The organism is Kitasatospora sp. NPDC096204 (assembly GCF_044763205.1).
Classification (GTDB): domain Bacteria; phylum Actinomycetota; class Actinomycetes; order Streptomycetales; family Streptomycetaceae; genus Kitasatospora.
Window position 1 is genome coordinate 118,901 of the sequence record NZ_JBIWFT010000007.1, and the last position, 23,088, is coordinate 141,988.

Annotated in this window: 25 protein-coding genes; 6 read left to right on the top strand and 19 right to left on the bottom strand. The window is 73.8% G+C overall.

All coding sequences use genetic code 11. The features are described from left to right. Window positions 1-80 precede the first annotated feature (80 nt). Window positions 81-506 (top strand): winged helix-turn-helix transcriptional regulator, encoded by a 426-nt coding sequence (locus tag ACIQ87_RS09840; RefSeq protein WP_402404173.1) that lies wholly within the window; start codon window positions 81-83, stop codon window positions 504-506. 98 nt (window positions 507-604) lie between these two features. Here the strand turns inward: ACIQ87_RS09840 and ACIQ87_RS09845 are convergent, their stop codons facing one another. Both ACIQ87_RS09845 and ACIQ87_RS09850 read right to left on the bottom strand, forming a co-directional pair. Further along, window positions 605-1,219, bottom strand: a complete 615-nt coding sequence (locus tag ACIQ87_RS09845; RefSeq protein ID WP_402404175.1) for an RICIN domain-containing protein — start codon at window positions 1,217-1,219, stop codon at window positions 605-607. A gap of 50 nt (window positions 1,220-1,269) precedes the next feature. Beyond that, on the bottom strand, window positions 1,270-1,935 hold the full coding sequence (locus tag ACIQ87_RS09850; protein WP_402404178.1) for a hypothetical protein: 666 nt from the start codon (window positions 1,933-1,935) through the stop codon (window positions 1,270-1,272). Between the two features lie 359 nt (window positions 1,936-2,294). On the opposite strand from ACIQ87_RS09850, the gene ACIQ87_RS09855 reads away from it, so the two are divergent. Next, a complete protein-coding gene (locus tag ACIQ87_RS09855) occupies window positions 2,295-5,174 on the top strand; it encodes an AfsR/SARP family transcriptional regulator (RefSeq protein ID WP_402404181.1) in 2,880 nt (959 codons plus the stop codon). 761 nt (window positions 5,175-5,935) lie between these two features. On the opposite strand, the gene ACIQ87_RS09860 is transcribed toward ACIQ87_RS09855, so the two are convergent. Beyond that, window positions 5,936-7,066 carry a sensor histidine kinase gene (locus tag ACIQ87_RS09860; RefSeq protein WP_402404184.1) on the bottom strand — a complete coding sequence of 377 codons (1,131 nt, stop codon included), beginning with the start codon at window positions 7,064-7,066 and terminating at the stop codon, window positions 5,936-5,938. Next, window positions 7,063-7,764 (bottom strand): response regulator transcription factor, encoded by a 702-nt coding sequence (locus ACIQ87_RS09865; protein ID WP_402404545.1) that lies wholly within the window; start codon window positions 7,762-7,764, stop codon window positions 7,063-7,065. Before ACIQ87_RS09865 ends, ACIQ87_RS09860 begins: the two co-directional genes overlap by 4 nt. A 142-nt stretch (window positions 7,765-7,906) precedes the next feature. On the opposite strand from ACIQ87_RS09865, the gene ACIQ87_RS09870 reads away from it, so the two are divergent. After that, complete coding sequence (locus ACIQ87_RS09870; RefSeq protein WP_402404187.1) at window positions 7,907-8,587, top strand: M15 family metallopeptidase; 681 nt, start codon at window positions 7,907-7,909, stop codon at window positions 8,585-8,587. 11 nt (window positions 8,588-8,598) lie between these two features. Continuing rightward, window positions 8,599-9,696, top strand: coding sequence for an endonuclease/exonuclease/phosphatase family protein (locus ACIQ87_RS09875; protein WP_402404190.1), 1,098 nt, complete (start codon window positions 8,599-8,601; stop codon window positions 9,694-9,696). Window positions 9,697-9,724: 28 nt separating this feature from the next. On the opposite strand, the gene ACIQ87_RS09880 is transcribed toward ACIQ87_RS09875, so the two are convergent. The 6 genes from ACIQ87_RS09880 to ACIQ87_RS09905 form a co-directional block, all read right to left on the bottom strand. Further along, a complete protein-coding gene (locus ACIQ87_RS09880; RefSeq protein ID WP_402404193.1) occupies window positions 9,725-10,033 on the bottom strand; it encodes a hypothetical protein in 309 nt (102 codons plus the stop codon). A gap of 39 nt (window positions 10,034-10,072) precedes the next feature. Continuing rightward, on the bottom strand, window positions 10,073-10,786 hold the full coding sequence (locus ACIQ87_RS09885; protein ID WP_402404196.1) for a hypothetical protein: 714 nt from the start codon (window positions 10,784-10,786) through the stop codon (window positions 10,073-10,075). A gap of 126 nt (window positions 10,787-10,912) precedes the next feature. Next, window positions 10,913-11,953 (bottom strand): hypothetical protein, encoded by a 1,041-nt coding sequence (locus ACIQ87_RS09890; protein ID WP_402404199.1) that lies wholly within the window; start codon window positions 11,951-11,953, stop codon window positions 10,913-10,915. Then, entirely contained in the window at window positions 11,950-12,813 is an 864-nt protein-coding gene (locus ACIQ87_RS09895; protein WP_402404201.1) for a hypothetical protein, read from the bottom strand. Before ACIQ87_RS09895 ends, ACIQ87_RS09890 begins: the two co-directional genes overlap by 4 nt. Beyond that, a complete protein-coding gene (locus tag ACIQ87_RS09900; RefSeq protein ID WP_402404204.1) occupies window positions 12,810-13,706 on the bottom strand; it encodes a hypothetical protein in 897 nt (298 codons plus the stop codon). The genes ACIQ87_RS09895 and ACIQ87_RS09900 overlap by 4 nt, the downstream gene beginning before the upstream one ends. Window positions 13,707-13,761: 55 nt before the next feature. Then, window positions 13,762-14,721, bottom strand: coding sequence for a hypothetical protein (locus ACIQ87_RS09905; RefSeq protein WP_402404207.1), 960 nt, complete (start codon window positions 14,719-14,721; stop codon window positions 13,762-13,764). A gap of 363 nt (window positions 14,722-15,084) precedes the next feature. Here ACIQ87_RS09905 and ACIQ87_RS09910 point away from each other — a divergent pair, with 363 nt between their 5' ends. Together ACIQ87_RS09910 and ACIQ87_RS09915 are read left to right on the top strand one after the other, a co-directional pair. Beyond that, complete coding sequence (locus ACIQ87_RS09910; RefSeq protein ID WP_402404210.1) at window positions 15,085-15,726, top strand: hypothetical protein; 642 nt, start codon at window positions 15,085-15,087, stop codon at window positions 15,724-15,726. Continuing rightward, window positions 15,723-16,460: a helix-turn-helix domain-containing protein gene (locus tag ACIQ87_RS09915; protein WP_402404212.1), complete on the top strand. Its 738-nt coding sequence runs from the start codon at window positions 15,723-15,725 to the stop codon at window positions 16,458-16,460. The genes ACIQ87_RS09910 and ACIQ87_RS09915 overlap by 4 nt, the downstream gene beginning before the upstream one ends. Here ACIQ87_RS09915 and ACIQ87_RS09920 read toward each other — a convergent pair. From ACIQ87_RS09920 to ACIQ87_RS09960, 9 genes are all read right to left on the bottom strand, one after another. Beyond that, the gene (locus ACIQ87_RS09920; protein ID WP_402404214.1) at window positions 16,433-17,092 is read right to left on the bottom strand and encodes a class I SAM-dependent methyltransferase; all 660 of its coding nucleotides are present in this window, start codon (window positions 17,090-17,092) and stop codon (window positions 16,433-16,435) included. The two genes, ACIQ87_RS09915 and ACIQ87_RS09920, sit on opposite strands and share 28 nt — an antisense overlap. Before the next feature lie 99 nt (window positions 17,093-17,191). After that, on the bottom strand, window positions 17,192-17,956 hold the full coding sequence (locus ACIQ87_RS09925) for a lysostaphin resistance A-like protein (protein ID WP_402404217.1): 765 nt from the start codon (window positions 17,954-17,956) through the stop codon (window positions 17,192-17,194). Between the two features lie 156 nt (window positions 17,957-18,112). Further along, window positions 18,113-18,538: a low molecular weight phosphotyrosine protein phosphatase gene (locus ACIQ87_RS09930; protein ID WP_402404220.1), complete on the bottom strand. Its 426-nt coding sequence runs from the start codon at window positions 18,536-18,538 to the stop codon at window positions 18,113-18,115. Next, window positions 18,535-19,989, bottom strand: coding sequence for an ASCH domain-containing protein (locus ACIQ87_RS09935; protein ID WP_402404223.1), 1,455 nt, complete (start codon window positions 19,987-19,989; stop codon window positions 18,535-18,537). The genes ACIQ87_RS09930 and ACIQ87_RS09935 overlap by 4 nt, the downstream gene beginning before the upstream one ends. 134 nt (window positions 19,990-20,123) lie before the next feature. Then, on the bottom strand, window positions 20,124-20,972 hold the full coding sequence (locus ACIQ87_RS09940) for a helix-turn-helix domain-containing protein (protein WP_402404226.1): 849 nt from the start codon (window positions 20,970-20,972) through the stop codon (window positions 20,124-20,126). A gap of 31 nt (window positions 20,973-21,003) precedes the next feature. Then, entirely contained in the window at window positions 21,004-21,534 is a 531-nt protein-coding gene (locus ACIQ87_RS09945) for a DUF6879 family protein (RefSeq protein ID WP_402404227.1), read from the bottom strand. Further along, the gene (locus tag ACIQ87_RS09950; RefSeq protein ID WP_402404230.1) at window positions 21,458-21,769 is read right to left on the bottom strand and encodes a hypothetical protein; all 312 of its coding nucleotides are present in this window, start codon (window positions 21,767-21,769) and stop codon (window positions 21,458-21,460) included. The genes ACIQ87_RS09945 and ACIQ87_RS09950 overlap by 77 nt, the downstream gene beginning before the upstream one ends. Before the next feature lie 194 nt (window positions 21,770-21,963). Continuing rightward, window positions 21,964-22,173 (bottom strand): DUF397 domain-containing protein, encoded by a 210-nt coding sequence (locus ACIQ87_RS09955; RefSeq protein ID WP_402404232.1) that lies wholly within the window; start codon window positions 22,171-22,173, stop codon window positions 21,964-21,966. Beyond that, a complete protein-coding gene (locus ACIQ87_RS09960) occupies window positions 22,170-23,024 on the bottom strand; it encodes a helix-turn-helix domain-containing protein (protein WP_402404235.1) in 855 nt (284 codons plus the stop codon). The genes ACIQ87_RS09955 and ACIQ87_RS09960 overlap by 4 nt, the downstream gene beginning before the upstream one ends. Window positions 23,025-23,088: the final 64 nt, after the last annotated feature.

A 23,088-nucleotide genomic window follows, 5' to 3' on the forward strand; every position in this document is an offset into this window, starting at 1 on the left:
TGCGAGAGGTAGTGGTTACCCGCAAGGACCATTGGTACCCATCGGGTACCAAAGCAGTACCCGATGGGTACCATCGGCGGGTGACGACGACCCGCACAACGACGACCCTCGCGACGACAACCCACCCGCCGACGACCCACCCGCCGAAGACCCACGCCCCCGACTGCACCGACCCCAAGTCCGTCTACGCCGCGGCCTGCCCCTGCCGCGACATGCTCGACCTGCTCGCCAACAAGTGGAGCGCCCTCGCCCTGGGAGCCCTGGAGGACGGCCCGCAACGCTTCGGCGCGCTGCGCACCCGCCTGCAGGGTGTCAGCCCCAAGGTCCTCACCCAGACCCTGCGCCGACTGGAGGAGCACGGCCTGGTCCACCGCGAGATCCACGCCGAGGTCCCTCCGCGGGTCGAGTACAGCCTCACCGCGCTGGGCGTGGACGCCTGCGTCCCGCTGGCGCACCTGCGCACCTGGGTGGAGCGCAACATCGACCGCTTTCCCGGCCCCGCCTGAGCCCGGCGGGCCCGAAGTGCCCCGGGACGGCAAGTCGCCGCCGCCCCGGGGCACTTCGGGCGGCGGCGGGCGGCGGCGGGCGATGGCGGGCGGCGGTGTCAGGCCAGTTCGAGGGTGTACAGGTCGGGGACGGTGTTCTGCAGGATCTGGCTCCCGTTGGTGTCGTGGTACTGCGCGGAGAACCACAGGTTGGTGTGCTGGATCCGCAGGGCGAAGAGGTCGGTGCCCGGCACCTTCAGCATGGAGAACTGCTGGTGCTCGGGCACGTAGTCGTCGTCGCAGCCGACGGTGAGGAGCCAGGCTCCCGGGTCGCGGAACCCGCGGTCGACGGCCATGCACCAGTGGCGCCAGCCGTCCCGGAAGACCACCCGTTCGCTGCCGTCCCCCTGGCGCTTGCGGCAAACCTGCCACTTCTGGTTGTCCTGGTCCTCCCACTGGTACTGGATGACCGAGCCGTGGTTCCAGGAGGACAGGGCGACGGTCAGGTACTGCCTGTCGCCGGGGGCCTTGATGCGGTAGTAGCCCGCGTCGCAGGCGAAGTCGCTCCCCCGGTCCGGGACCGGGGCCGGGGCGGGCGCGGCCACCGCGGCCGGTGCCGTGGTGAGCAGCAGGGCGCCGGCGAGCGCGGTGGTGGCGAGCGCGGTCAGTCGTCGGAGCCGTCCGGACGGGCGCGCGGCGCGGCGGCGCGGTCCCGGGCGAAGTGCCGTGGGCATCGTGAACTCGCTTTCGCGGCTGGGTGGTCGGGGGCGGCGGGGGCAGCCGGTCAGCAGGACAGCCGCTGGCGGGCGGCCCCGCGCACGGTGCCGGCCGGCTCCGGGGAGGCGCAGGAGACGGTGCCCAGCTCGGGGACGTCGTAGGTGGTGTAGGTGCCCTTGCCGCCGGGGCTGGTGTTCACCCAGAAGCCGGTGGTGCCCGTGGCGCGCGCGCAGGTGTACTGCACCCATTCGCCGCTGACCTTCTTGGTGCCGCGGTAGAGGCCGTAGTAGCCGGGCTTGTTGAGGTACCAGGTGGTGGAGACGGTGCTCGTGGTGGTGGAGGAGGTGGTCTTCTGGACGTCGAAGCCGACCTTGGCGGACACCTTGAGGAACAGGAAGCCGGCGGAGGCCGAGATCGTGGTGCTGTTGTTGACGGTGGTGGTGACGGAGTCGACCCGGGTCAGGGTCTCGGTGCGCTGACCGGTGGTGCCGTCGGCGACGTTGACCGCCAGGAAGTCGGTGACGAGGGGTTCGACCTTGCTGCTGAGGACCTCGGTCCACTCGGTGTCCACGGCGGGATTGCAGAAGGCCGTCGGGGGCGCCGGCACGGGGGCCGCGGCGGCGGCGGTGGCGCCGACCAGGCCGAACGAGGTGAAGGCGGTGAGCAGTGCGGCGCTCGAGGCCATCGCGCGGCGCAGGGGGCGCCGGCGGTTCGGCGGGTGCGGGGAGCTCACGGGGTCTCCTTCCGAGGAGGTGGGGTCGGCCGGTCGCGGCACCCGCTGGGTGCGCGGCGGTGCCGTGCGGGTGCCGCCCGGACTGGTGGAGATCCTGCCGCGGCCCGTCACGAATTCCTCATGACCGGATCACGACGTACGCACGGGCGGCCCGACGACATGCCATGGACAGGACACGTCGCCCGGGCCAAGATGACCTTGCCCCGCCGTCGTCCGTGCCCGTACGGCCGGTCGGGCGGCGGCACCGAGCGCGCCCAGGGACGCGAACGGGCGCGACGGAAGAGCGGAAGCGCGGAAGAGCAGAAGCGCGGCAGTGCCGGTGCGCCACCACGGCGGCCGGCCCACCGGAGGGGCGGGGCGTGGAGTTCAGGATCCTGGGGGCGTTGGAGGTGCGGGCCCCGGACTCCACGGTGCTCGCCGTCGGCGGGCGGCGCCAACAGGCCCTGCTGGCCGCACTGGTGGCCCATGCCGGGCGGACGGTGTCGGTGTCCCGGCTGGTCGACGCGGTCTGGGACGAGGCGCCGCCGGCCACGGCCGACCGCCAGGTCAGGAACATGGTCGGCCTGTTGCGCCGGGCGCTCACCCCCGGCCCGGGGCAGGCCCCGCCGATCCGCACCGACGGCCCCGGCTACCTCCTCGACGGGCCCGAAGTCCGGGTGGACGCCCTGGAGTTCGTCGCCCTGGTGGAGTCCGCCGCCACCGCGGGCGCCGACCGGGCCGCCCGGTTGCGCGGCGCGCTGGCGCTGTGGCGCGGCCCGGCGCTGGACGGGCTGCCGGGCCGGGCGCTGGCGGCGGTCGCGGCCGGCCTGGAGGAGCGGCGGATGTCCGCCCTGGAGCTGCTCTACGAGCTGGAGCTGACGGCCGGGCGGCCCGACCGGATCGTCTCCGAACTCACCGCCCTGGTCACCGAGTTCCCGATCCGCGACGGCCTGGTGCGGCACCTGATGACGGCCCTGGCCCGTTCCGGCCGACACGCCGAGGGCCTGGCGGTCTACCGCCGTCACGCCGGGCACCTCGCCCAGGAGCTGGGCCTGGACCCCTCCCCCGAACTGCGCTCGCTCCAGCGCGAGTTACTGGGAGCGGCGGGTCCGTCCACGCCCCACCGGTCCGAACCGCCGGCCCCGCCCGCGCAACCGCCCCGTCCGCGCCCGGCTCAACTCCCCTGGGAGCTGCCGTCCTTCGTCGGCCGCGACGACCACCTGCGCACCATGGACCGCCACCTGACCGGCCCCGGCAGCACCCCCGCCACCGACCCCGCCACCGACCCTGCCGACGGCCCCACCGGCTCACCCCCACCCCCCACGGCCGTCACCGTGATCACCGGCATCGCCGGCGGCGGCAAGTCGGCCCTGGCCGTGCGCTGGTCCCAGCGCGCCCGCGACCGGTTCCCCGACGGCCAGCTCTTCGCCGACCTGCACGGCTGGTCGCCGGCCGGCCCGCAGGAGCCGCACGCCGTCCTCGCCGCCTTCCTGCGGGCCCTCGGCGTGCCGACCGGGGAGGTCCCGGGCCGGCTCGACGAGGCGGCCTCGCTCTACCGCTCCGTCCTGGCCGGCCGCCGGGTCCTGATCGTCCTTGACAACGCGCTCGACGCCGAGCAGGTCCGCCCGCTACTGCCCGGCAGCGGGGGCTGCGCGGTCGTCGTGACCAGCCGCGACCGGCTCACCGGGCTCGTCGTGCGCGAGGGCGCCCACCGGATCGAGCTGGCGGACTTCAGCCCCGCCGAGGGACGGGCGCTGGTGCGCCGGGTGCTCGGGGCCGAACGCGTCGGGGGCCGGGAGCACGCCGTCACCCGGCTGCTCGACGCCTGCGGCCACCTCCCGCTGGCCGTCGGCCTCGCCGTCGCCCGGCTGCGCGACCGCCCGCACCACGACCTCGCCGACTTCGCCGCCGAACTCGCCGCCGCGGGCACCCGCCTGGACGTCCTCGAAGCGGACGGCGACGACCCGTCCACCCGGCTGCGCACGGTGTTCGCGCTGTCCTACCGCGCCCTCGACGCGCCCGCCGGACGCCTCCTGCGGCTGCTCGCGACCAGCCCCGCCGTCGACCTGTCGACACCGGTCGCCCAGGCGGTCGGCGGACTGGACGGCCCGCAGAGCGCACGGCTCCTGCGCCGGCTCGCCAACGTCCACCTCCTCGCCGAGCACTCCGCCGGCCGCTACCGCTTCCACGACCTGGTCCGGCTGTTCGCCGCCGAGCGGGCCGCGCAGCAGGAGAGCGAGCACTCCCACGACCTCGCCCGGCGCCGCTGGTACGCCTGGTGCCTGCACCAGGCGTCGGCCGCCGCCCGGATGCTGATACCCGGACGGCCCCGGGTGCCGCTGCCGCCCCCGCCCGAGGGCCTGCCCACCACGGCCTTCGCCGGACCGGACGAGGCCATGCGGTGGTGCGACGGGCAGCGCGACAACCTGCTCGCCACCCCCGGCCACGCCTACGAGCACCAGGACGACGAGACCGCCTGGAAACTCCCCGCGCTGCTGTGGATCCACCTCCACCGCAGCGGCCTGCACGCCGAACGGCTGGCCCTGGGCCGCACCGCCGTGGCCGCGGCCAGGCGCCTCGCGGACCCCCTCGCCGAGGGCCGCGCCCTCAACGACCAGGGCCACGCCTGGAGCACCGTGGGCGACCTGGTCCGGGCCCGACGGCACTACGAACAGGCCCTCGCCCTGGTGCGCACGGCCGCCGACCCGGCGGCCGAGGGCCAGGTACTGGCCAACCTCGGCGCGCTCCACTTCTTCTCCCGCGACTACGCCGAAGCCGCCCGCCACTACGAGGGCGCCCTGCGGCTGCTGCCCGCCGACGGGCCGGACGCCGACCACTGGACGATCCGCCTGTGCGAGACCAGCCTGGCCTCGGTCCACCTCTTCCTCGGCCGGTACGAGGACGCGCGGGCCCTGGCCGAACGGCTGCTCGCACCCGGACTGGGCCTCCACGACACCGTCCTGGGCTGCTCGCTGCGCAACGTCCTCGGCCTCGCCCGCTACGCCGCCGGACGGCCCGACGAGGCGCTGCGCCACTTCGCGCGGTCCCTGTCCGTCGGCCGGCACGTCACCGGGTTCACCGACCAGCGGGCCAACTCCCTGGCCGGACTGGCCGCCGCGCAGCAGGCCCTGGGCCGCCCGGCCGCCGCCCGCCGCTCCTGGGCCGCCGCCCTCGACCTGTACCAGGACCTCCCCGCCCACTACCGCAGCCCGGTCGCCCTCCTGACCACCCTCGGCTTCACCCCACCCGACCTCCCCTGACCCTGCCCCCGGCCGCCTACGACCACGAGGGCGGCCGGGGCGGGGCCGGGCGCCCGGGCGGGGTCAGGCGGGAAGGCCGGGCGGCGGGGCCTGGCGGGCAGGCGGGCGAGGCGTCCGAGGGCAGGCGGGCGGCCGAGGCGGACAGGCGAACCGGCCGGGCGAGGTCAGGCGAGAAGGCCGGGCGACCAGGCGGCAGGGTCCCGGCGGCCAGGGGCGGGGCCGGGCGGCCGAGTCCGGGCGGCCGGGCGGCGGGCGGCCGAGGCGGACAGGCGAACCGGCCAGGCAGCAGGGCCCCAGCGGACGGCGGCCGGGGCAGCAGGGCCCCGGCGGGCAGGCGGCCCGGGCAGCAGGGCCCCGGCGGCCGGGCCGCAGGCGGGAGAGTCGGGCAGACGAACTGGCCAGGCAACAGGGTCCCGGCGGCCGGGCGGCCGGGCGAGGTCAGGCGAGAAGCCCGGGCGGCCGGGCAGCAGGCCCCAGCGGCCGGGCGGGCAGCGGGGGCCTGGCGGGCAGGCGGGCGAGGCGTCCGAAGGTAGGCAGGCGGCCGGGGCGGACAGGCGAACCGGCCGGGCGAGGTCAGGCGAGAAGGCCGGGCGACCAGGCGGCAGGGTCCCGGCGGCCGGGGGCAGGGCCGGGCGGCCGGGTCCGGGCGGCCGGGCGGCGGGCGGGAGAGTCGGGCAGACGAACCGGCCAGGCGGCAGGGCCCCAACGCTCGGGCGGCCCGGGCGGCAAGGCCCCAGCGGTCGGGCAGTTCGAGGGAGCCCCTACTCCTCGGCCGGGCCGGGCAGGCTGAGCGTCACCCGCAGGCCGCCGGACGGTTCGGGGGTCAGGTGGAGTTCCCCGTGGTGGGCCTCGGCGACGGCGGCGACGATGGCCAGGCCCAGGCCGTGGCCGCGGCGGGAGGGGTCGGTCTCGGCGGTGCGGCCGCGCCCGCGCAGGAACGGTTCGGTGAAGGTTTCCACGGCCTCCGCCGTCAGCTGCGGGCCGGTGTTGGCGACGGTGAGGTGCATCCGCCCGGGCCGCTCGGGGTCGGCCCCGGTGGCGACGGTGACCCGTCCGCCGGCGCCGGCCGGCAGGTTGTGCCGCAGCGCGTTGTGCAGCAGGTTGACGGCCGCCTGGCGCAGCAGCACCGCGTTGCCGGTGGTCGGGGCGGGGCGCAGGTCGGCGGTGAGGGTGATGCCGACGGCCTCGGCCTCGTCGCGGACGGCGGCCAGCGCCTCGCCCGTGGTGACGGCGAGGTCGGTGGGGGCGAGGTCGGGCGGGGCATTGCCGAGGTCGGCGAGCTGGAGCAGGGCCTCGCTGATCTCGATGGCGCGCCGGTTGGTGTCCTGGAGGCGGGTGACGAGCAGGCGCCAGTCCTGGCCGGCCGGGTCGGCGGCGGCGACCTGGAGCAGGGTGTGGGTGATCGCCAGCGGGGTGCGCAGTTCGTGGGAGGCGTTGGCGGCGAAGCGCTGCTGGGCCTCGAAGGAGCGCTGGAGGCGCGCCAGCATCTCGTCGAAGGCGTCGGAGAGGTCGGTGAACTCGTCGCGCGGCCCGGCGAGGGCGATGCGGTGTTCCAGCGCCCCGCTCGCGGCGCGGTGGGCGGCCCGGGTGATGTCCTGCAGCGGGCGCAGCACCCGGCCGGCGATCAGCCAGCCGCCGACCAGGCCGACGGCGGTCAGCAGGGCCAGGGCGTAGCCGCTGGCGGTGAGCAGGGAGTGCAGGATCTCCTGGCGGGAGGGGGCATCGGAGCGGTAGCGCGGGTTGGAGGAGGTGAGGGGGTAGTTGGGGACGTAGCGCATGCCGACGTAGACGACGGCGAGGGAGAGGAGCCCGGCGGTGACGGCGAAGAGGGTGTAGCTGAGGGTCAGCCGCATCCGGGCGGTGAGGCGGTGGGGCCGCTTGCGCGCGGTCACCGGGAGCCCTCGCCGGGGGCAGTGCCGGGGGCGCCGAGCGGGTCGGCGAGGCGGTAGCCGACCCCCGGCACGGTGTGGATCACCCACGGGTCGCCGAGGCGTTTGCGCAGGCCGGAGATGGTGATGCGGACGGCGTTGGTGAAGGGGTCGGCGTTCTCGTCCCAGGCGCGTTCCAGCAGGTCCTCGGCGCTGATGACGCCGCCGCGTGCCGACATCAGGACCTCCAGGACGGCGAACTGCTTGCGGGACAGCCCCACGTAGCGGCCGTCCCGGTAGACCTCGCGGCGGAAGGTGTCCAGGCGCAGCCCGGCGTGCTCCAGGACGGGCGGGGCGGCCTGGGCGGGGCGGCGGGCCAGCGAGCGCAGCCGTACGACGAGCTCGGCGAGGTCGAAGGGCTTGGTGAGGTAGTCGTCGGCGCCGAGTTCGAAACCGGCGACCTTCTCGTTCAGGCGGGCGGCGGCGGTGAGCATCAGCACCCGGCAGCCCAGGGCGCGCTCGACGATGCTGCGGCAGACGTCGTCGCCGTGGGTGCCGGGGATGTCGCGGTCGAGGACGACGACGTCGTAGCTGTGGACGGCCAGGCGCTCCAGCGCCGCGTCGCCGTCGGTGACGATGTCGCAGGCGATCGCCTCCAGCCGCAGGCCGGCCTGGACCGCCTCCGCGAGGTAGATCTCGTCCTCCACCACCAGGACCCGCACGTGCCGTTCTCCCGTCGTCGTCGTTCGCACCTCATTGGACCCCATGGGGTGTATCGAAAACGTATCGGCCTGCGCAAACGTCCTCGCAACACCGCGTCTCCTCCAATGGTCCGGCAACGGACGAACACACCGGGAGGCGGGAATGAACCCGACACGGACGACCCAGACGACGGACCCGACGCAGATCACGGACCCGACGCGGGCCGAGGCGGCGGCGGTGGCTCAGGGCAAACGGCGGCGGCTGGCCGCGGGCGCCTCCGCGGCGGCGGTGCTGGCCCTGGCCGGGGCGTGCGCCGCCGACCCGCCCCGCACCGAGGCCGTCCTGCGCTCCCTGGCGGCCACCGTCACCGCCCAGCCCACCGCGGCCGGGGCCGAGGCGGACGGGGCCGAGGCGGACGGGGAGATACCCGACGGCCGGACGCTGAGCCCCTTCGACACCAAGGCCCCGGCCGTGCGCAACCTGGACGGGCCACTGCTCGAGGCCCTGCGGCGGGCGGCCGGCGACGCCCGGGCCGAGGGCATCGAGATGACCGTCACCTCCGGCTGGCGCAACAAGGCCTACCAGCAGCGGCTGCTGGACAAGGCGGTGAGCAAGTACGGGAGCGTGGAGCAGGCCCGCAAGTTCGTCAACACGCCGGAGAAGTCCGCGCACGTCTCCGGCAAGGCGGTGGACGTCGGGCCGACCAACGCGGACTACTGGCTGATCCAGCACGGCGCCCGGTACGGGCTGTGCCAGGTGTACAACAACGAGATCTGGCACTTCGAGCTGCTCACCCGGCCCGGCGGGACCTGCCCGGCTCCGCTGCCGGACGCCGCAGGGTGAGGGGGCGCACCGTGACCGCTCCCGTCCAGGCCGACCCGCCGGGCCGACGGCGCCGGGCCGCACCCGCCGAGCCCGCACCCGCGCCCGCACCCGCGCCCGCATCCGCCGCACCCTCACCCGCACCCGCCCGGCGCGCCGCGCCCCGGTGGCGGGCCGTACCGACGTGGCGGCGCGGGCGCGTGCCCGCCGCGCTCGGGCTGCTGACCGCCCTCGCCCTCGGCGGCCACCGCCTGGTACCGGGCCTCGGCCTGGGCCTGGGCAGCCTGTGGGAGAGCGCCCTGCCGTGGAGCGGCCTGGTGGCGGTGGCGGCGCTGCTGTGCGCGGCGCTGCGCCGGGCACCGGCGGCGGCCTGCGCGGGCGGGGCGCTGGCCGTGGTGTGGGCGGTGGTGTTCGGGCCGGTGCTGACGGCCGGCGGTCCGGCGCCGACGGGCGGCGGGGCCGGCGGGCCGGGGCTGACGGTGGTCACCCACAACGTGAACGCCGCCAACCCGGACCCGGCCGGCACCGCCCGCGCCCTGCTCGCCGCCAAGCCGGACCTGGTCGCGCTGGAGGAGGTCACCGACGCGGCCCTGCCCGCCTACCGGGACGTGCTGGAGCGAGCGCTGCCCCACCACGCCCGCACCGGCACCGTCGCGCTGTGGAGCCGCTACCCGGTGACGGAGTCCCGGCGGCTGGTCATCGACCCCGGCTGGAACCGTTCCCTGCGGGCCGAAGTCAGCGCCCCCGGCGGGCCGTTGGCCGTGTACGTCGCCCACCTCGCCTCGGTGCGGGCGGGCGTCACCGGCTTCGCCACCGCCCACCGCGACCGTGACATCGCCGCCCTCGCCCGGGCCCTGGACGCCGAACCGCTGCGCCGGGTCCTGCTGTTGGGCGACCTCAACACCGCCGCGGACGACCGGGCGCTCGCCCCGCTCACCAGCCGCCTCACCGCGGCCCGCGGCGACTCCGAATCCGGCCTGGGCTTCGGTTTCGGCTTCAGCTGGCCCGCCGCCCTCCCCCTGGTCCGCATCGACCACGTCCTCACCCGGGGCCTCGCCGCCACCGCCACCTGGACGCTCCCCGCCACGCCCAGCGACCACCGCCCGGTGGCGGCACGGCTGTCGGCGTAGCGGTGCGGCCCCCGGAGGACCGGCCCGGTCAGGCGACCAGCCGCGGCCAGGCCGCCGCGAGCGCGGCGTGACCGGCCGGATTCGGGCGCACGCCGTCGGCGGACCAGTGCTCCGGCGCGCTCGACACGGCGAGTTCGGCGAACCTGCCGTCGGCGGCGAGCAGTTGGGCGCCGTACCGGCGGGCGAGCCTGCGCACGGTCTGGATCTTCGGGTCCAGGTCGTCGCCGGCCTCGACGACGCCGTGGATCGGCAGGAGGAACGGCTCGACGAGGATCAGCCCGGCGCCCGCCTCGGCGAGGGTTCGAGGAGGCGGTCGTAGCCGGCCTCGACGGATCACCGCCATCTTCCGGCCAGAGCCCCGTGATATGACGTGACGTCAGCTCACCGGTACGGCGTCCTTCGGCGCGGTGTGCCAGTTGGTGACGGCCGGCTTGTCGACCGGGGTGGTGCCGACGGGGACGCTCGCCGGGTTGGGGTCGGGGTTGCCGATGCCGATGATGACGTCGGTGAACTCGACCGCCTGGTTGCCCTTGGTGGTCTTGGCCATGACGCCCGCGTACGCGGTCTTGGCGCCGCTGAGGGTGATCTGCTCCCCGGTGCCGTGCTCGACGGGCGCGGCCTCGATGCCGCGCGAGCCGAACGCGATGACGGGGTGGCTCGCGGGCAGCGTGCAGGTGATGCCCGGCTTGGCCTTGGCGCTGATCAGGATGTAGCCGCCTGCCTGGGTCTCGCTCTTCGCGCCGAAGTCCAGGTCGTTGGCGCCGCAGACGTGGCCGTACCCGCTCTTGTCGGCGGCGGGCGCGGAGGGGGCGCCGGGGGCGGCGGAGGACTTGGGCGCGGCGGTCTTCGTCGGTGCGGCCTGGCCCGGGGCGGGCGTGGCGGGCGCCGTGGCGGCGGGTGCCGCGGCGGTGGCCGCGGGTCCGGTAGCGGCGGGGCCGGTGGCGGCGGGTGCGGCCGCGTCGCTGTTGTCCGGTCCGCAGGCCGTGGCGGTGGCGGTGAGGACGAGGCGGCGCGTGCGCGTGGGCTCTCCTGTGGTCGTTCGGGTGTGCGGTTCTCCGGCGTGTGACCACCGTAAGTGGGGGTCGTTCACGGGCTGGTGGGGGAAATATCCCGGTCTTGTTCCAGACGGCGGGGACGGACGGCCGGGGGCGGAGCGCCGGGGAACGCGGCAGGGCCGGCTCCCCCGGGGGGAACCGGCCCTGTGGCTGAAGTGGGGTCAGGCCAGGAGATCGGACTGGAGGGTGACGACCTGTCGGAAGGGTGCGATCGGGACGCCGGTGGGGTTGGTCATGGTGACGACGGCGAGGAGGTCGGAGGCGGAGAGGTAGGCGACCCGGGCGGTCGGGGTGCCCTTGGTGCCGGCCGCGGTGGACTCCACGGTGGTGAGACTGACGCCGTCGAGGGTGTCCCAGTCGTCGCGGGGGGTGCTCTTGGTGTCGGCGGCGGCCTTGGGGCGACCCTTGCCGCGCAGGTCGGCGAAGGCGTCCCAGGACTCCTTGGAGGAGCTGAAGCGCAGCAGCCGGATCTGGGTGCGGGTGCCGTCGGAGGCGGTCCACTCCCGGACGGTGGCCGCGCGGCAGGCGTCCTCCAGCAGCAGGACGCGGGTCTTGACCGCGTCCTGCTGCTCGTCGGCGAGCGCGTCGCAGGGCACCCACGGGGCGACCTCGGAGCCGGGGGCGGGCGTGGCGGAGGGCGCGGCGGCGGAGGCCGAGGGCGTCGGCGCCGGGGAGGCGGTGGGCGAACCCGAGGCGGTGGGCGCCGGGGTGGGGGCCGGGAAGACGGGCGGGGTCAGGGAGCCGCCGGCCTCCTTGGGCGCGGGCAGCAGCAGGTGGCGCAGGTCCGCGTGGTGCAGGGACGTGCCCCGGCCGTCCGGCGCGTTCTTGCCGGCGGGCAGCGGCGGCAGGGTCAGCGGCGCGAAGGTGTAGCGGCCGTCGCTCGCGGTGGCCAGACCCGGCAGGTCGGTGCGCTCGGGCGCGGTGACGGCCAGGGCGGTGCCGGTGCCGGCGAGGGCGAACACCAGGGCGGCGCAGCTCCAGCGCACCGCGGCCTTGCGGCGGCGGGTGCGGCGGGCCTCCTGCTCCGCGAGGACGGCGGGGTCCAGCGGGGCCTCGGGGGCCGGTTGGGCCTCGGCTCCCACCGGGGCTTCGGGTCCCGCCGGGGCTTCGGGTCCCGCCGGGGCGGCCTCGGCTGCGGCGAGCGCGTCCGGGACGGGGAGATCCTGCGGCGCGGGCGGCGGCGGGGTGGCGTGGTCGGTCATACGGACGCTCCCGGGCGGGCGAGGCGGTCGAGCTGGAGGGTGAAGAGGGCGACGATCTTGTCCTTGGGCAGCGGCGCCACGCCCTCGGCGCTCATGATCACCAGGAGGTCGCCCTCTGCGGCCGAGCACTCCAGGTAGTCGATCGGCGCGGACGGCGGCGCGGGCATCAGGTAGCAGTGCGCCTCGGGGTGGCCGGGGATGGCCGGGCCGATCCGGAACAGCCCGGTGTCGCCGGTGAAGACCGCGGTGTACTCGTTGATCCGCTGCACTTCCTGCTGGTTGAACTGGCGCAGCCGCAGGCCCACCACCAGGTCGTCCCCGGCGGCCCGGTAGGTGCGCACACCGGTGGCCTTGACGTGCATGCTCTCCCAGTAGGAGCGCATCTTGTCGCGCTTCTCCTTGGGGAGTTGCTGGAGGTCGGACTCCAGCTCGGCGGACAGCTGCTCGCCGTTCAGCTCGGTGTCGTTGCCGTAGCCGCCGTCGTCCGGGCCGAGTTCGTAACCGGCCGGGACGGGCAGCAGCAGGTCCCGCAGCGAACCGAAGTGGCTGCCGTTGGACTTGGCGCCGTACGGCGTGGCGGTCGCGGTGGGAGTGGGAGCGGTGGACGGGGCGGCGGCGGTGGCCTGCGCGGGGTCGTCGTACTGGGTCTTGATGATGCCGATGCCGATGGCCACGCCGACCAGCGCGGCCGCGGCGGTCGCGGCACCCGCGCGCAGCAGCCGGCGGGAGGCGGGGCTCGGCCCGGCGGGCCCGGCGGGGTCGACCGGCATCGTGGGGTCGGCAGTCTCGACCGTCACGGCGTCGGGCGCCGGCTCGGGCGCGCCCGGGGCGGGTGCGGCAGTCACGGTGTCGTCGTTCATACCAGCCGCTCCCACTGCCGCTTGGCGATGTCCTTGAGGATGTCGGGGTTCACCGGCTGGGCACCGAAGACCTCGACCTTCATCTGCAGCGGGCCGCGCTTGGCGTAGGCCTCGCCGAGGTAGTACGAGTCGTTGCTGTCCGCCCACGGGTAGCGTATGCCGTCCACCTTGTAGCCGCCGCTGGCGCCGTCCGCGAAGGCCGGCCAGGAGAGGGACTTGGCCATCTCGGCGTGGTCGGCGGTGTACTGGATCAGCGTGACGCGGTAGCGGACGTCGTCCTTCTTCCAGGCCACCTCGGCCGCGCGCCGGAAGCCGCTGGAGGCGAGCTCCTTGAACACCTTGGCCTCGTTGCCGCTCTCCTCGGCGAGTTCGCCGATCGAGATCCAGGCCGGCTTGTCCGGGAAGTCGCCCCAGGGGGTGCTGCCCTCGGGGGCGCTGACCAGCAGCTTGGTCAGGTCGCCGTCGATGGCGAGCGGCTTGGGCTGCTCGGCGGCGAGGGCGGCCGGGTCGACGGTGTCGGCCGGGTAGGACGGGTGGGCGACCTGGAGCGGCGGCAGCGGCGTGGGCGGACGCTGGGCCTGCACGGCGTAGCCGACGCCGCCGCCGACCAGGGTGCCCAGCACCAGGGCGCAGGCACTCAGCAGCACGGGGCGGGGGCGGCGCGGGGCGCGCGGGGCGGGGGCGGCCTCGTCCGTCAACGGCTCGGCGGGGACGGTGAGTTCGTTGTTCTCCACTGCGACGGGCGGCGCGACGGGCGGCGCGACGGGCGGCGCGACGGGCGACGCGACGGGCGACGCGACGGGCGACGCGACGGGCGGCGCGACGGGCGGCGCGACGGGCGACGGCGGAACGGCGGGCGCGGCGGGCGACGGCTCCGCGGGTTCGGTGGTCACGGAAGTGGCTCCAGAGGAGGAAGAAGGGGAAAGGGCGGGCGGACGGGAGCCGGGCTCAGCCGCCGGTGGTGAGCCACTCGCGCTGGCGCTTCATCAGCTCGTACAGCAGCGCCTTGTCGGGTGTCCCCTTCACGTCGACGTCGATCGTGTACTGGACGTCGCCCTGGCTGGAGATGCCGCTCATCGAGCCGGTGTACGACTCGTGCTTGGGGGTTTGCAGGTAGCCGTGGCCGCCCGGGTCGCCGTCGATGTCGAACGGCTCCAGCGACTTGATCTTGTAGCCCTTGACGAAGTCGCGCGCCATCGCGGTGGAGCCGAACTGCAGGATGGTGACGGTGACTTCGGCCTTGCCGTCGGCGGTCCGGTACATCCGGGTCGCGCCGCCCTTGTAGCCGTACGAGCCGAGGATGTCCATGATGCCGTCCTGCTTGCCGAACAGCGCGGAGACGTCGTCGTTGGTCAGGGCCATCCCGTCCGCGGGGCCGTAGGACTCGCCGCCGGCCGGGATGGGCAGCAGGAAGTAGCGCAGGTCGCCCTCGTGCTGGCCGTTCTTGACCGTGCCCTTGACGGTGCTGGCCGGGGCGGGCTCGGCCGGGACGGCGGTGGGCACCGGGACGGGCTCCGCCGAGGGCGTCGCACTCGCGCCGGCACTCGCGCCGGCACTCGCACTGGCACTCGCACTCGCCACCGCCTTCGGCGGGGCGGAGGCGGCCACGGCCGGGCGGGCGTCGGGCTTGCCGACAGCGACCGTCACGGCGGCACTGGCCGCGGTGACGGCGAGCAGGCCGGCGGTGGCCAGCGCGACACCCACGGCGCGCGGCAGCCGGCGCGGGGCGGGCTGCGGTACGGGCGCCTGCTCCGGCGCGGGCGCGGCGGCGTCGGCGACAGCGGCGTCAGCTGCAGCACCGCCGGCACCGCCGGCACCGCCGGCAGCGTCGGCGGCGGTGTCGGCGACAGCCGGTTCGGCCGGTGCCGGTGGCCCGGCGGCGGCGCCCTCGTTCTCGGGCTCGGGCAAAGGGATCCCCCCAGGAAGAATGCGGAATCTCACGCGCGGGCCCCACTCCCCCATCGGGGCTCTCCGGGGCTTCCGTCACGCGTGTCGGCAGGAATTATGAGAGCCCGCCGACACCACTGCCAACAAAATCAACCACCACACTTTCCCCCAATGTTCGACGAATCGGACACACCGTGATCGAACCGCAATGGGCCGCTGTCCTGCGGTGATGACACAGAGTCGACACATCGATTCGAACATCGCCTTCCCCGCCCCCGGCCCGTGACGATGTCGCGGTCCCGTCACCGCTCGGCACGAAGGCCCGCCGCGGGGCCGCCACGGCGTCGGAAACGGGCAGGGGAACCGGGGGAAGGGGGACGAACCGTGGCGAGCAGCAAGGAGCGCGACCGCCGGTGGGCGCGGACGGCCGCGGCGGCGGCGCTCACGGTGCCGGCCGCCGCCGGAGTGCCGGCGGTGTGGGCGTGGTCGCAGGACGAGCCGGCGGACGGGTGGCCGGCGTGGCTGTGCGCCGCCGCGCTGGCGGTGGGCGTGGCCGCCTCGGTCCCGCTGCGCCGCAGGGCCGGCCGCGACGCGCACACGGCGATCTGCCTGTGGGCGGTACTGCTGCTGACCGCCGTCTGGGGTACGGCGTTCGCGGCGGCCCAGGCCGTCCACACCGTCCGGGTGCGGGCGCACGAGCCGCGCAGCGTGCCGGCGGTGGTGACGCACTGCCGGGTGACGGGCCGACTGCCGGTGGAGGGCGGCGGCCTGGGCGCCAGGACGTACGGCTGCACCTACCGTTGGAGCGTGGACGGACAGCGGTTCAGCGAGGAGCGCCCGGTCGACGGGCCGTACCCGGACGGCCACGAGACCCGGGTCTGGCTGGAGGACGGCGGGCGGATGGTCACCGGCCGTCCGAGCCCGCTGGGGGTCCCGTTCTGGATCGTGCTGGCCCTGCTCGGGCTGGCCGCCGCACCGTACTTCGCCGTCCGCCTGGCCGGGCGGGCCCGGGAGTCGGGCCTGTGAGGGCGGCGGCGCCCGGGGCCGGGTCGCGGTTCGCCGTCGGCCCCGGGTACGCGCTGTACCGGGGGCCGCTGGCGGACAGCGCCTTCCACCGGCACGCCACCTTCCAGGTCGCCGTCGCGGGCGGGGCTTCGGGGCGGCTGGCGATCGACGACGCGGCCGGGCAGCGCCACCGCGGGCCCGCGATCGTGGTGCCGCCGATGGTGCGCCACCGGATGTGCCCGGTCCGGGAGGTGCTGGTCTTCTTCGTCGACCCGCACTGCGCCTTCGCCGACCGGCTGCGCCAGGGCTGCGGCGAGGGCGTCACCGTGGCCCCGCAGTGGCACGGCCTGACCGAGCGGGAGGTCAGGCCCGGTGGCGGGCGGCCCGCCACCGGGCTGGACCCGAGGCTGCGTACGGCGATGGCGGCGCTGACCGACGACCAGGTGCCGCTGGAGGGTCTCGCCGCCCGGGTCGGGCTGTCCCCGCAGCGTCTGCGGGCCCTGGCGCAGCGCCAGTTGGGGGTGCCGCTGGCGCGCTGGCGCAGCTGGCAGCGGCTGGCCCGGGCGGCGCTGGCCCTCGGCGACGGCTGCTCGCCGGCGCAGGCGGCGGCCGTGGGCGGGTTCGCCGACCAGGCCCATTTCACCCGCTGGATGCGGGAGTTGACCGGGTTGACGCCCACGCAGGTGCTGCCCGCCCTGCGCGGAACGGACGTCGGGGGCAGGGACGTTCAGCCGCCGGCCCGCCGCGCGGTGTAGAAGGACATCGAGCCGGTGACCGTCGCGACGCTCTCCACCTCGCGCACGTCCTCGAAGCCCGCCTCGGCGATCAGCCGGGGCAGGATGCCGTCGGCGTTGGGCTGGGTGTCCTGCTTACCGTCGACGAGCTGGACGATCCGGAAGGCCAGGCGCATCGCCGGCGTGCGCTGCTTACCGTAGTCGGCGATCACCAACTTGCCGCCGGGGCGCAGGGTTCGGTGCATGGCGGCGAGGATCGCCCGCTTCATGGGGAGCGGGCACTGGTGCAGGACGAGGCTGGAGACGACGGTGTCGGCCGTCTCGGGGCCGACCAGGCCGTCCACCGCGTCGCCCATGCCGTGACGGAAGTCGGCGGTGGCGCCCGCCGCCGCGGCCTTGCGGCGGGCGAGGCGCAGCACGGCGGGGTCGGGGTCGACGCCGATGACGGTGGCCCGGGGTTCGGCCCGGTTGAGCAGGAGGGCGAGGGAGCCGGTGCCGCAGCCGACGTCGACGATCAGGTCGCCGGGTCGGGGTGCGGCGTGCATGGCGAGCAGGCTGCGCCAGAGGCGTTCGCGGGTGAGCGAGACGATCGGGTCGTAGAGCCCGAGGGCGAGGCGCCCGGCGGCGGGGGTGAAGGTGTCGGTCGTGGTCATCCGGCCAGTGTGGGCGGGTGGTCGGGGCGGAGTCTTGAACGATTCGCTCGCGGTCTCGGGCGGCCCCGAGCACTCCGCGGGGCCGCCCGAGGGAGCACGTCAGGATTGGACCGGGGGGCGCACCGTTCCCGGCGGGTCAGGAACCGGAGCGGTCGGAGCTCGGAGCAGCAGTACCAGTCCCAGCGCCAGGTCGACGACGACGCCCAGTGCCTGCAGCCAGTCGGGCGTCTTCCCGGGCGAGTAGATCTGCAGGTAGTCGGACAGCCCGTGCACCAGGACCAGCGGCCAGATGCTCCCGATGTACAGGCGCGCGCCGCACAGGCAGAAGCCGAACGCACCGGCCTCCACCACCTGCCAGAGCGTGTTGCCCAGGGGGGCGTCGAAGAACAGCCAGTTGTCGAGGTGCCCGACCCCGAACAGCACCGCCGTCAGCCCCGCCGCACGCACCGGGCCGAGTGGCCGCGCGACCTCCAGCACCAGTGCCCGGCTGCCCAGTTCCTCGCTGACCCCGATGCTGAGCATCAGCACCACCCCGCCCACCAGGGTCGCCGTACTGCCCTCGATCCCGGGCAGCGCCGCCAGGCCCGCCGGCACCGCCACCGGCAGCAGGGCCGGCCAGCGCGCCATGACGCCAAGGCTCGTCACCCCGCCGGCTGCCGACATCCCCCAGGCTCGGAGCAGCACCAGCACCACCACCGCACCCGCCAGGTTGACCACGGTCGGCCCCAGCTGCGGGAACCATCCGGGCTCCATCGGCGGCAGCGACTTCGCCACCACCACGATCGTCGCCTGCCAGAGGACCGCAACCCCGACCGCCCCCGGCACCGGGTTCCGGCGCACCCGACTCCCCCATCGCGTCAGCACGCCTCGATGGTAGGCGGGAAGAAGTCAAGTCAGCGTCAGCTCAGCCGAATTGGGCCAATCCGCGAAGCGAGCAGTGCAGGGCCCGGCACACCGGCCAGGCCGGGCGGCCCCGCGTGCTCCGCGGGGCCGCCCGGCAGGAAGTACGTGTTGTGCCGGTCAGGCGGTGTGGAACAGCCGGGCCGCGTCCTGGATCTCCGCGACGGCCCGGACGAAGTCCTCCAGTTCGCCGCCCCACGGGTCGGTGATGCCGGCGCCGAGGACGTGCACCGGGCGGTCGGGTCCGGCGAGGGCCCGGACGGTGTCGGCGGTCTCGTCGTCAATGGCGAGCAGGTCGTGCGCCCAGTCGAGCTGATGCCGGTCGAGGAGGATGCCGCGGTGCGCGGTCAGGTCGTAGCCGAAGCCGGCGGCGGCCTGGATCATCAGCGGGTGGGCAGGCTTGCCGACATGCCAGTCCCTGGTACCGGCCGAGCGCACGTGGAGGGTGCCCCCGGCCTGCTGGGCGATGATCAGCGCGGCGATCGGGGACCGGCAGTGGTTGCCCTTGCAGATCACCAGGACATTGCGGCGGCGCGGGGAGCTCACCGGGGGTCCACCCGTTCGATCTCGAAGGTGAGCACGCCCAGCGCCTCCTTGTGGGGCGGGAAGATGGCGTGGATCGCTTCGAGCTGTTCGGCCTCGGTGGCGTGGGGGTTGACGGCTTCCACCCGCTCGGTGCCGAACATCTCCCTGAAGGTACGGTACTTCCCGATCCGCGTGACCCTGGTCAGGCAACTCGACTCGCGGCAGGTGAAGTTGATCAGGTCTCCGACCCTGATCCGCTTCACGGACTCGTAGGCGACCCGGACTTCGACGGTCTTCTCGCCCTTGGCGATCAGGTCGAAGTACTGCCGGTAGATCGGCATGGTGCGGGGGCGCTTCGCCTGGGAGTCGTACGTGGCGGGCTGGCGGGTGCTCATCAGGTCTTCCAATGCGGTTGTGGTGTAGGACCGGAAGAAGTGCCTGGGGTCGCTCAGCACGAGTTCGCCGAGGCCCGTCAGCGCTTCGACGTAGTCCTCTCGGGTGCCGGGCCAGGCCGAGGGGTCGAGCAGCCACGCGGGGGTGGTGTCGTCCCGGGCGAATCCGGCGTCGGCGGCTTCGCGCAGCAGGCTCTTCGAGAGCTTGCCGCCGTCGCTGCCGAGGATCTGGGGAGTGAAGATCCGGACGGGCAGGGGTCCGGCGGGCAGGCCGAGGGCGGCGTGCGCGCCGTCGACGAGCTGGCAGCCGAAGGCCCAGTCGCCGCCCTTGACCATGACGTGCAGGGTGCGGTCGCCGGGCCGGCAGGAGCGTTCCTTGACGACGTTGCGGTAGAGCGTGGCGAGGTCGAGGTAGCCGCCGCCCAGCGGGGTGATGTCGGCTTCGTAGGGGCCGTGTTCGAAGCAGTGTGCCTCGAACAGGCCGCCGGCGCCGTCCAGTTCCAGCAGCCGCGTCCGGTCCGCGTACTTCTCCGCCCACCCGCAGTCGGGGCAGGGCAGCCGGATGTGCGCGGTGCCGCTGTTCGGCGACAGCCAGGCGCCGATCTCGTCGAGGAGTTCCAGCGTCCGCAGGAACTCGGCCCGGAAGGCCGGGGTGTCCTGCTGGCGGGTGTAGGTCGTGACCGTGTACGGCACGTTCGTCCGGGCGCGGCAGGCGTCGAACAGCGGCAGGTAGTGCCGGGCGACGAGCGAGGAGATCGCGTCGGCGCCCAGGTGGTGGGCGTAGGCCCGCTGGTAGCACCGCCCGCCGACGTTGGTCGTCTCCGCCGGGGAGTTGTCGAGCGCGCAGAACTCCACGCCGGTGTCGAGGCCGAATTCGTCGCGGGCGCGCTCGGCGAGGAGGAAGGCGAGGCTCTGGACGAGGTGGGTTCCGAGGTGCGGGTGCCCGTTGATCTGGGTGCCCACGGAGAAGCTGACGTTCTCGATGTCGGAGTCCGCGATGCGCGGCCGCAGGACGTCCACGGCGTCCTCGACGGCGTTGGCGAGCACCGTGTTCGGGGACCTCAATGACGAAGCGGTCATGGTGCGCCTCCCTCGGGTCGGGATGGTGCGGCAGGTGAGGTGGTGCGAGTGCGCCCGCCGGCGGCGGGGTGCGTGACAGACCGTAGGAGCCCCGGTGTGGCGCTCTCAACGAACTTGCGCCTTCTTGCGGTTCATCACTCCAAAGAGGCAACGGCGGCGGCGATCAGCGCCCTGGCCTGCGCCCCGTACACGGCCATGCCCGACAGTCCCATGAAGGCCCGGATGTAGTCGGTGATCTCTCTGGGCTGGAGCACGTTGACCTTCGCCGTCAGGGTCTCCACCGCCACCCGCTGATCGTCGAAGAGGTAGAAGGCTTCAAGGGGCCAGATGGCTCGCGGGCCGCCGGCCGGGATGATCCCGATGGAGACTGAGGGCAGCGACATCAACGTGAGCAGGTGGCGGAGCTGAGCGGCCATGTCCTCCGCGCTGCCGATCCTGGTTCGCAACACCCACTCTTCGATCAGGACCGCGAACCGGCGCGTCCCCGTGTACATGAGCCGTGCCCGCGCCAAGCGCGCCGGTACGGCCGCTGCGACGTCGTTCGGGGTGCCCTGGAAGTCCGTGATGGACTGCATGAGCGCCGTGGCGTACTCGGCGGTCTGGAAGAAGCCGGGGAGCACGTTGGAGACGTAGATCCGGAAGAGCCTCGTGCGCTCGTAGTCGCTGATGACCTTCTCTTGCGCGAGCCTCATGCCGGAGCTGTTCCGGCGCCTCCACTCCTGGTACATCGAATCGGCGGCGCGGGATGCCGCGATCAGGTCGGGGATCCGGTCGCCGGCGCCGCAGGCCGTGCACCAGGCCCTTATGTCGTCTTCCGACGGGGCGGCCTTGCCGGACTGGATGCGAGAGGTCTTGGCCGGATGCCAACCGCACAGGGTGGACAGCTCGCTCCCCTTGAGTCCGGCGTCCTTGCGGATCTCGACCAGTTGGTCGGCGATGGCCTTCCGTGCGGCGACGACGCTGGACGAAGACGACGATGGCATGTGCTGTCCACCCGGGCGGTTCGGAGCTGACTCAGACCTCGAAGTCCTCGTGGGGTACCGCTCGTTCCCACACGGCTTCGAAAGCCTTCGCGCACAGATCCACGGTGGCCGGTTCCTCGGTCATCACGTTCCGGGGAGTAGCCCACTCACCGTCGCCCGTGAACAGGTTGAACCGCACGATCCGGCTGTCGAACAACCAGAAGTCGGCTCCTGGCAACGCAAGGTCCAGCGCCCGGCTCCGGGGCAGCCATCGGATCTGCTCACCGGCCGCGATGTTGGTGAACGTGTGGGAGTGCTCGTAGCGGATGTACTCGGTGACAGGCTCCGACACGATCCGGGCACGCCGGATCGTCACCCCACGGGCGATGGTCTCCACCACGAAGTCATGGAACGGATGCCACCACTCGGCCCGGTTCTCCAGGGAGTACCGGTGTCCGGCCTTCCATGCGGCGAACTGGTCGGCCTCGTCGCCGACGCTGTACTGATCACGCATCTCCAGATGCACGGCCGACTTCTTCGTCTCCCGGAGCAGGGTCCTGAAGTCCGGCACGTTCGATGGCATCGCAAGCCTTCCTGATGATGGGGATCATTCGCTCGGGGATACTGATCACGGACTCGTGGTCGGGTACGCCGACCTTGTGCCCGGCAACCCACTCGGTCTCGTTGACTTCCGCGAACTCGGCCCCGGTGACGGTGTCGCTCTGGATCACGAGCCGACGCTGAGCCACGTCCGCCCAGACGGTGGGCGAGCCTTCCTCGTTGGTCTCAGGGTCGATTCCGAAGAACTCCAGGCCCATGGCTACCTCTCCTGTCGCATAGCTTGCGCATCCTTGCGCCCGGAGTAGACGTGCCTGTCAGCATCCCGCGCTCGAGGCCGCCTTGTCAGGCGTTTCATCTCCCGATGAAACGCCTGCTCAGCAGACCGGCCAGACCGGCTCCTCACCGCGATCGTGCAAGGTGGAGACCCAGCACGCCGCCCGTGAGAGGGACTTCAGGAGCCGGCCGGGAAATCGCCCGCCCGAACGCCCACCACGAAGGCCCACCACGCCTCGGGGGAGAAGACGAGGGCCGGGCCGTCGGGGTCCTTGCTGTCGCGAACCGGGATGATGCCGGCAATGCCGCCGGCCACCTCTATGCAGTCACCTTGGCCATTGCTGTATGTGCTTTTGCGCCAATTGGCGTCGTGGTGCTCGTGACTCACCGGGAGTTCTCCTCTGCGACTTCCTTCAACCAAGCGATTGACCTCTCAGGCTGTATCGACGACGCCATGAGACGGTCGAAGGAATCCTGGTGGCGGGCGATCTCATGAGGTCGTTCCGAGTAGATGCTGCTGGTGGTCGCCTCGGAGTACGCCACACTGCCGGGGATGTCGTTGAACGAGAGAATGGAGAACGAGGAGCCCATAGCGGCGTGCGCGCCAGCAGAGAACGGCAGGACCTGAATAGTGATGTTGGGCCGCTCGTCTGCCATCGCCGCGAGGTGGTTCAACTGTTCAGCCATGGTCTGGCTTCCGCCGACTGGCCGCCTGATGACGGCCTCGCCGATGATGGCCCACAGTTGTGGTGGCTCATGGCGATCCAGGATCTGCTGACGATCCATCCGCAGTGCAACTCGCCTCTCGACGTCTTCGGCGGACTCGGTCGGATTCATGGCCCGGATGACGCTTCGCGCGTAGGCCTCGGTCTGGAGAAGTCCTGGAACCAGCTCGCATTGATAGGTCACGATCTTCGCCGCGTCCGACTCGAAGCCCACGTAGGCGCGGAACCAGTCCGGCAGAGCATCGCCGTAAGCATGCCACCAGCCCTGCTGGCGACTCTGGCGCGTCAAGCCGAGGAAGTGCTTCACCTCATCGGCTGAAGTCACCCCGTAGTGCGCCAAGAGCTTCGCAGCGTCCCGCTCCTGCAGTGGCACCAGGCCGCTCTCGATACGGCTCAGCTTCGAAGCGGACCAACCCAGCGCGGCAGCCACGTCCTTGGCGTTCAGCTCGCGCGATGCGCGCAACTTGCCAAGCTCGCCGCCGAGCCTACGCCGCAGCACAGTCGGACTGCCCATGCGTCACACTCCCTGGCCGTTCGCTTCCTTGCATAGTTTGCCACCCCTCCTGGGGGCTCAGTCT

Excerpts from the sequence above, each read along its gene's own strand:
- ACIQ87_RS09960 (WP_402404235.1), bottom strand. The coding sequence starts at position 23,024 with ATGGGCAGTCCGACTGTGCTGCGGCGTAGGCTCGGCGGCGAGCTTGGC.
- ACIQ87_RS09950 (WP_402404230.1), bottom strand. The coding sequence starts at position 21,769 with ATGGGCCTGGAGTTCTTCGGAATCGACCCTGAGACCAACGAGGAAGGC.
- ACIQ87_RS09845 (WP_402404175.1), bottom strand. The coding sequence starts at position 1,219 with ATGCCCACGGCACTTCGCCCGGGACCGCGCCGCCGCGCCGCGCGCCCG.
- ACIQ87_RS09890 (WP_402404199.1), bottom strand. The coding sequence starts at position 11,953 with ATGACCGACCACGCCACCCCGCCGCCGCCCGCGCCGCAGGATCTCCCC.
- ACIQ87_RS09940 (WP_402404226.1), bottom strand. The coding sequence starts at position 20,972 with ATGCCATCGTCGTCTTCGTCCAGCGTCGTCGCCGCACGGAAGGCCATC.
- ACIQ87_RS09935 (WP_402404223.1), bottom strand. The coding sequence starts at position 19,989 with ATGACCGCTTCGTCATTGAGGTCCCCGAACACGGTGCTCGCCAACGCC.
- ACIQ87_RS09920 (WP_402404214.1), bottom strand. The coding sequence starts at position 17,092 with ATGACCACGACCGACACCTTCACCCCCGCCGCCGGGCGCCTCGCCCTC.
- ACIQ87_RS09895 (WP_402404201.1), bottom strand. The coding sequence starts at position 12,813 with ATGAACGACGACACCGTGACTGCCGCACCCGCCCCGGGCGCGCCCGAG.
- ACIQ87_RS09870 (WP_402404187.1), top strand. The coding sequence starts at position 7,907 with ATGAACCCGACACGGACGACCCAGACGACGGACCCGACGCAGATCACG.
- ACIQ87_RS09945 (WP_402404227.1), bottom strand. The coding sequence starts at position 21,534 with ATGCCATCGAACGTGCCGGACTTCAGGACCCTGCTCCGGGAGACGAAG.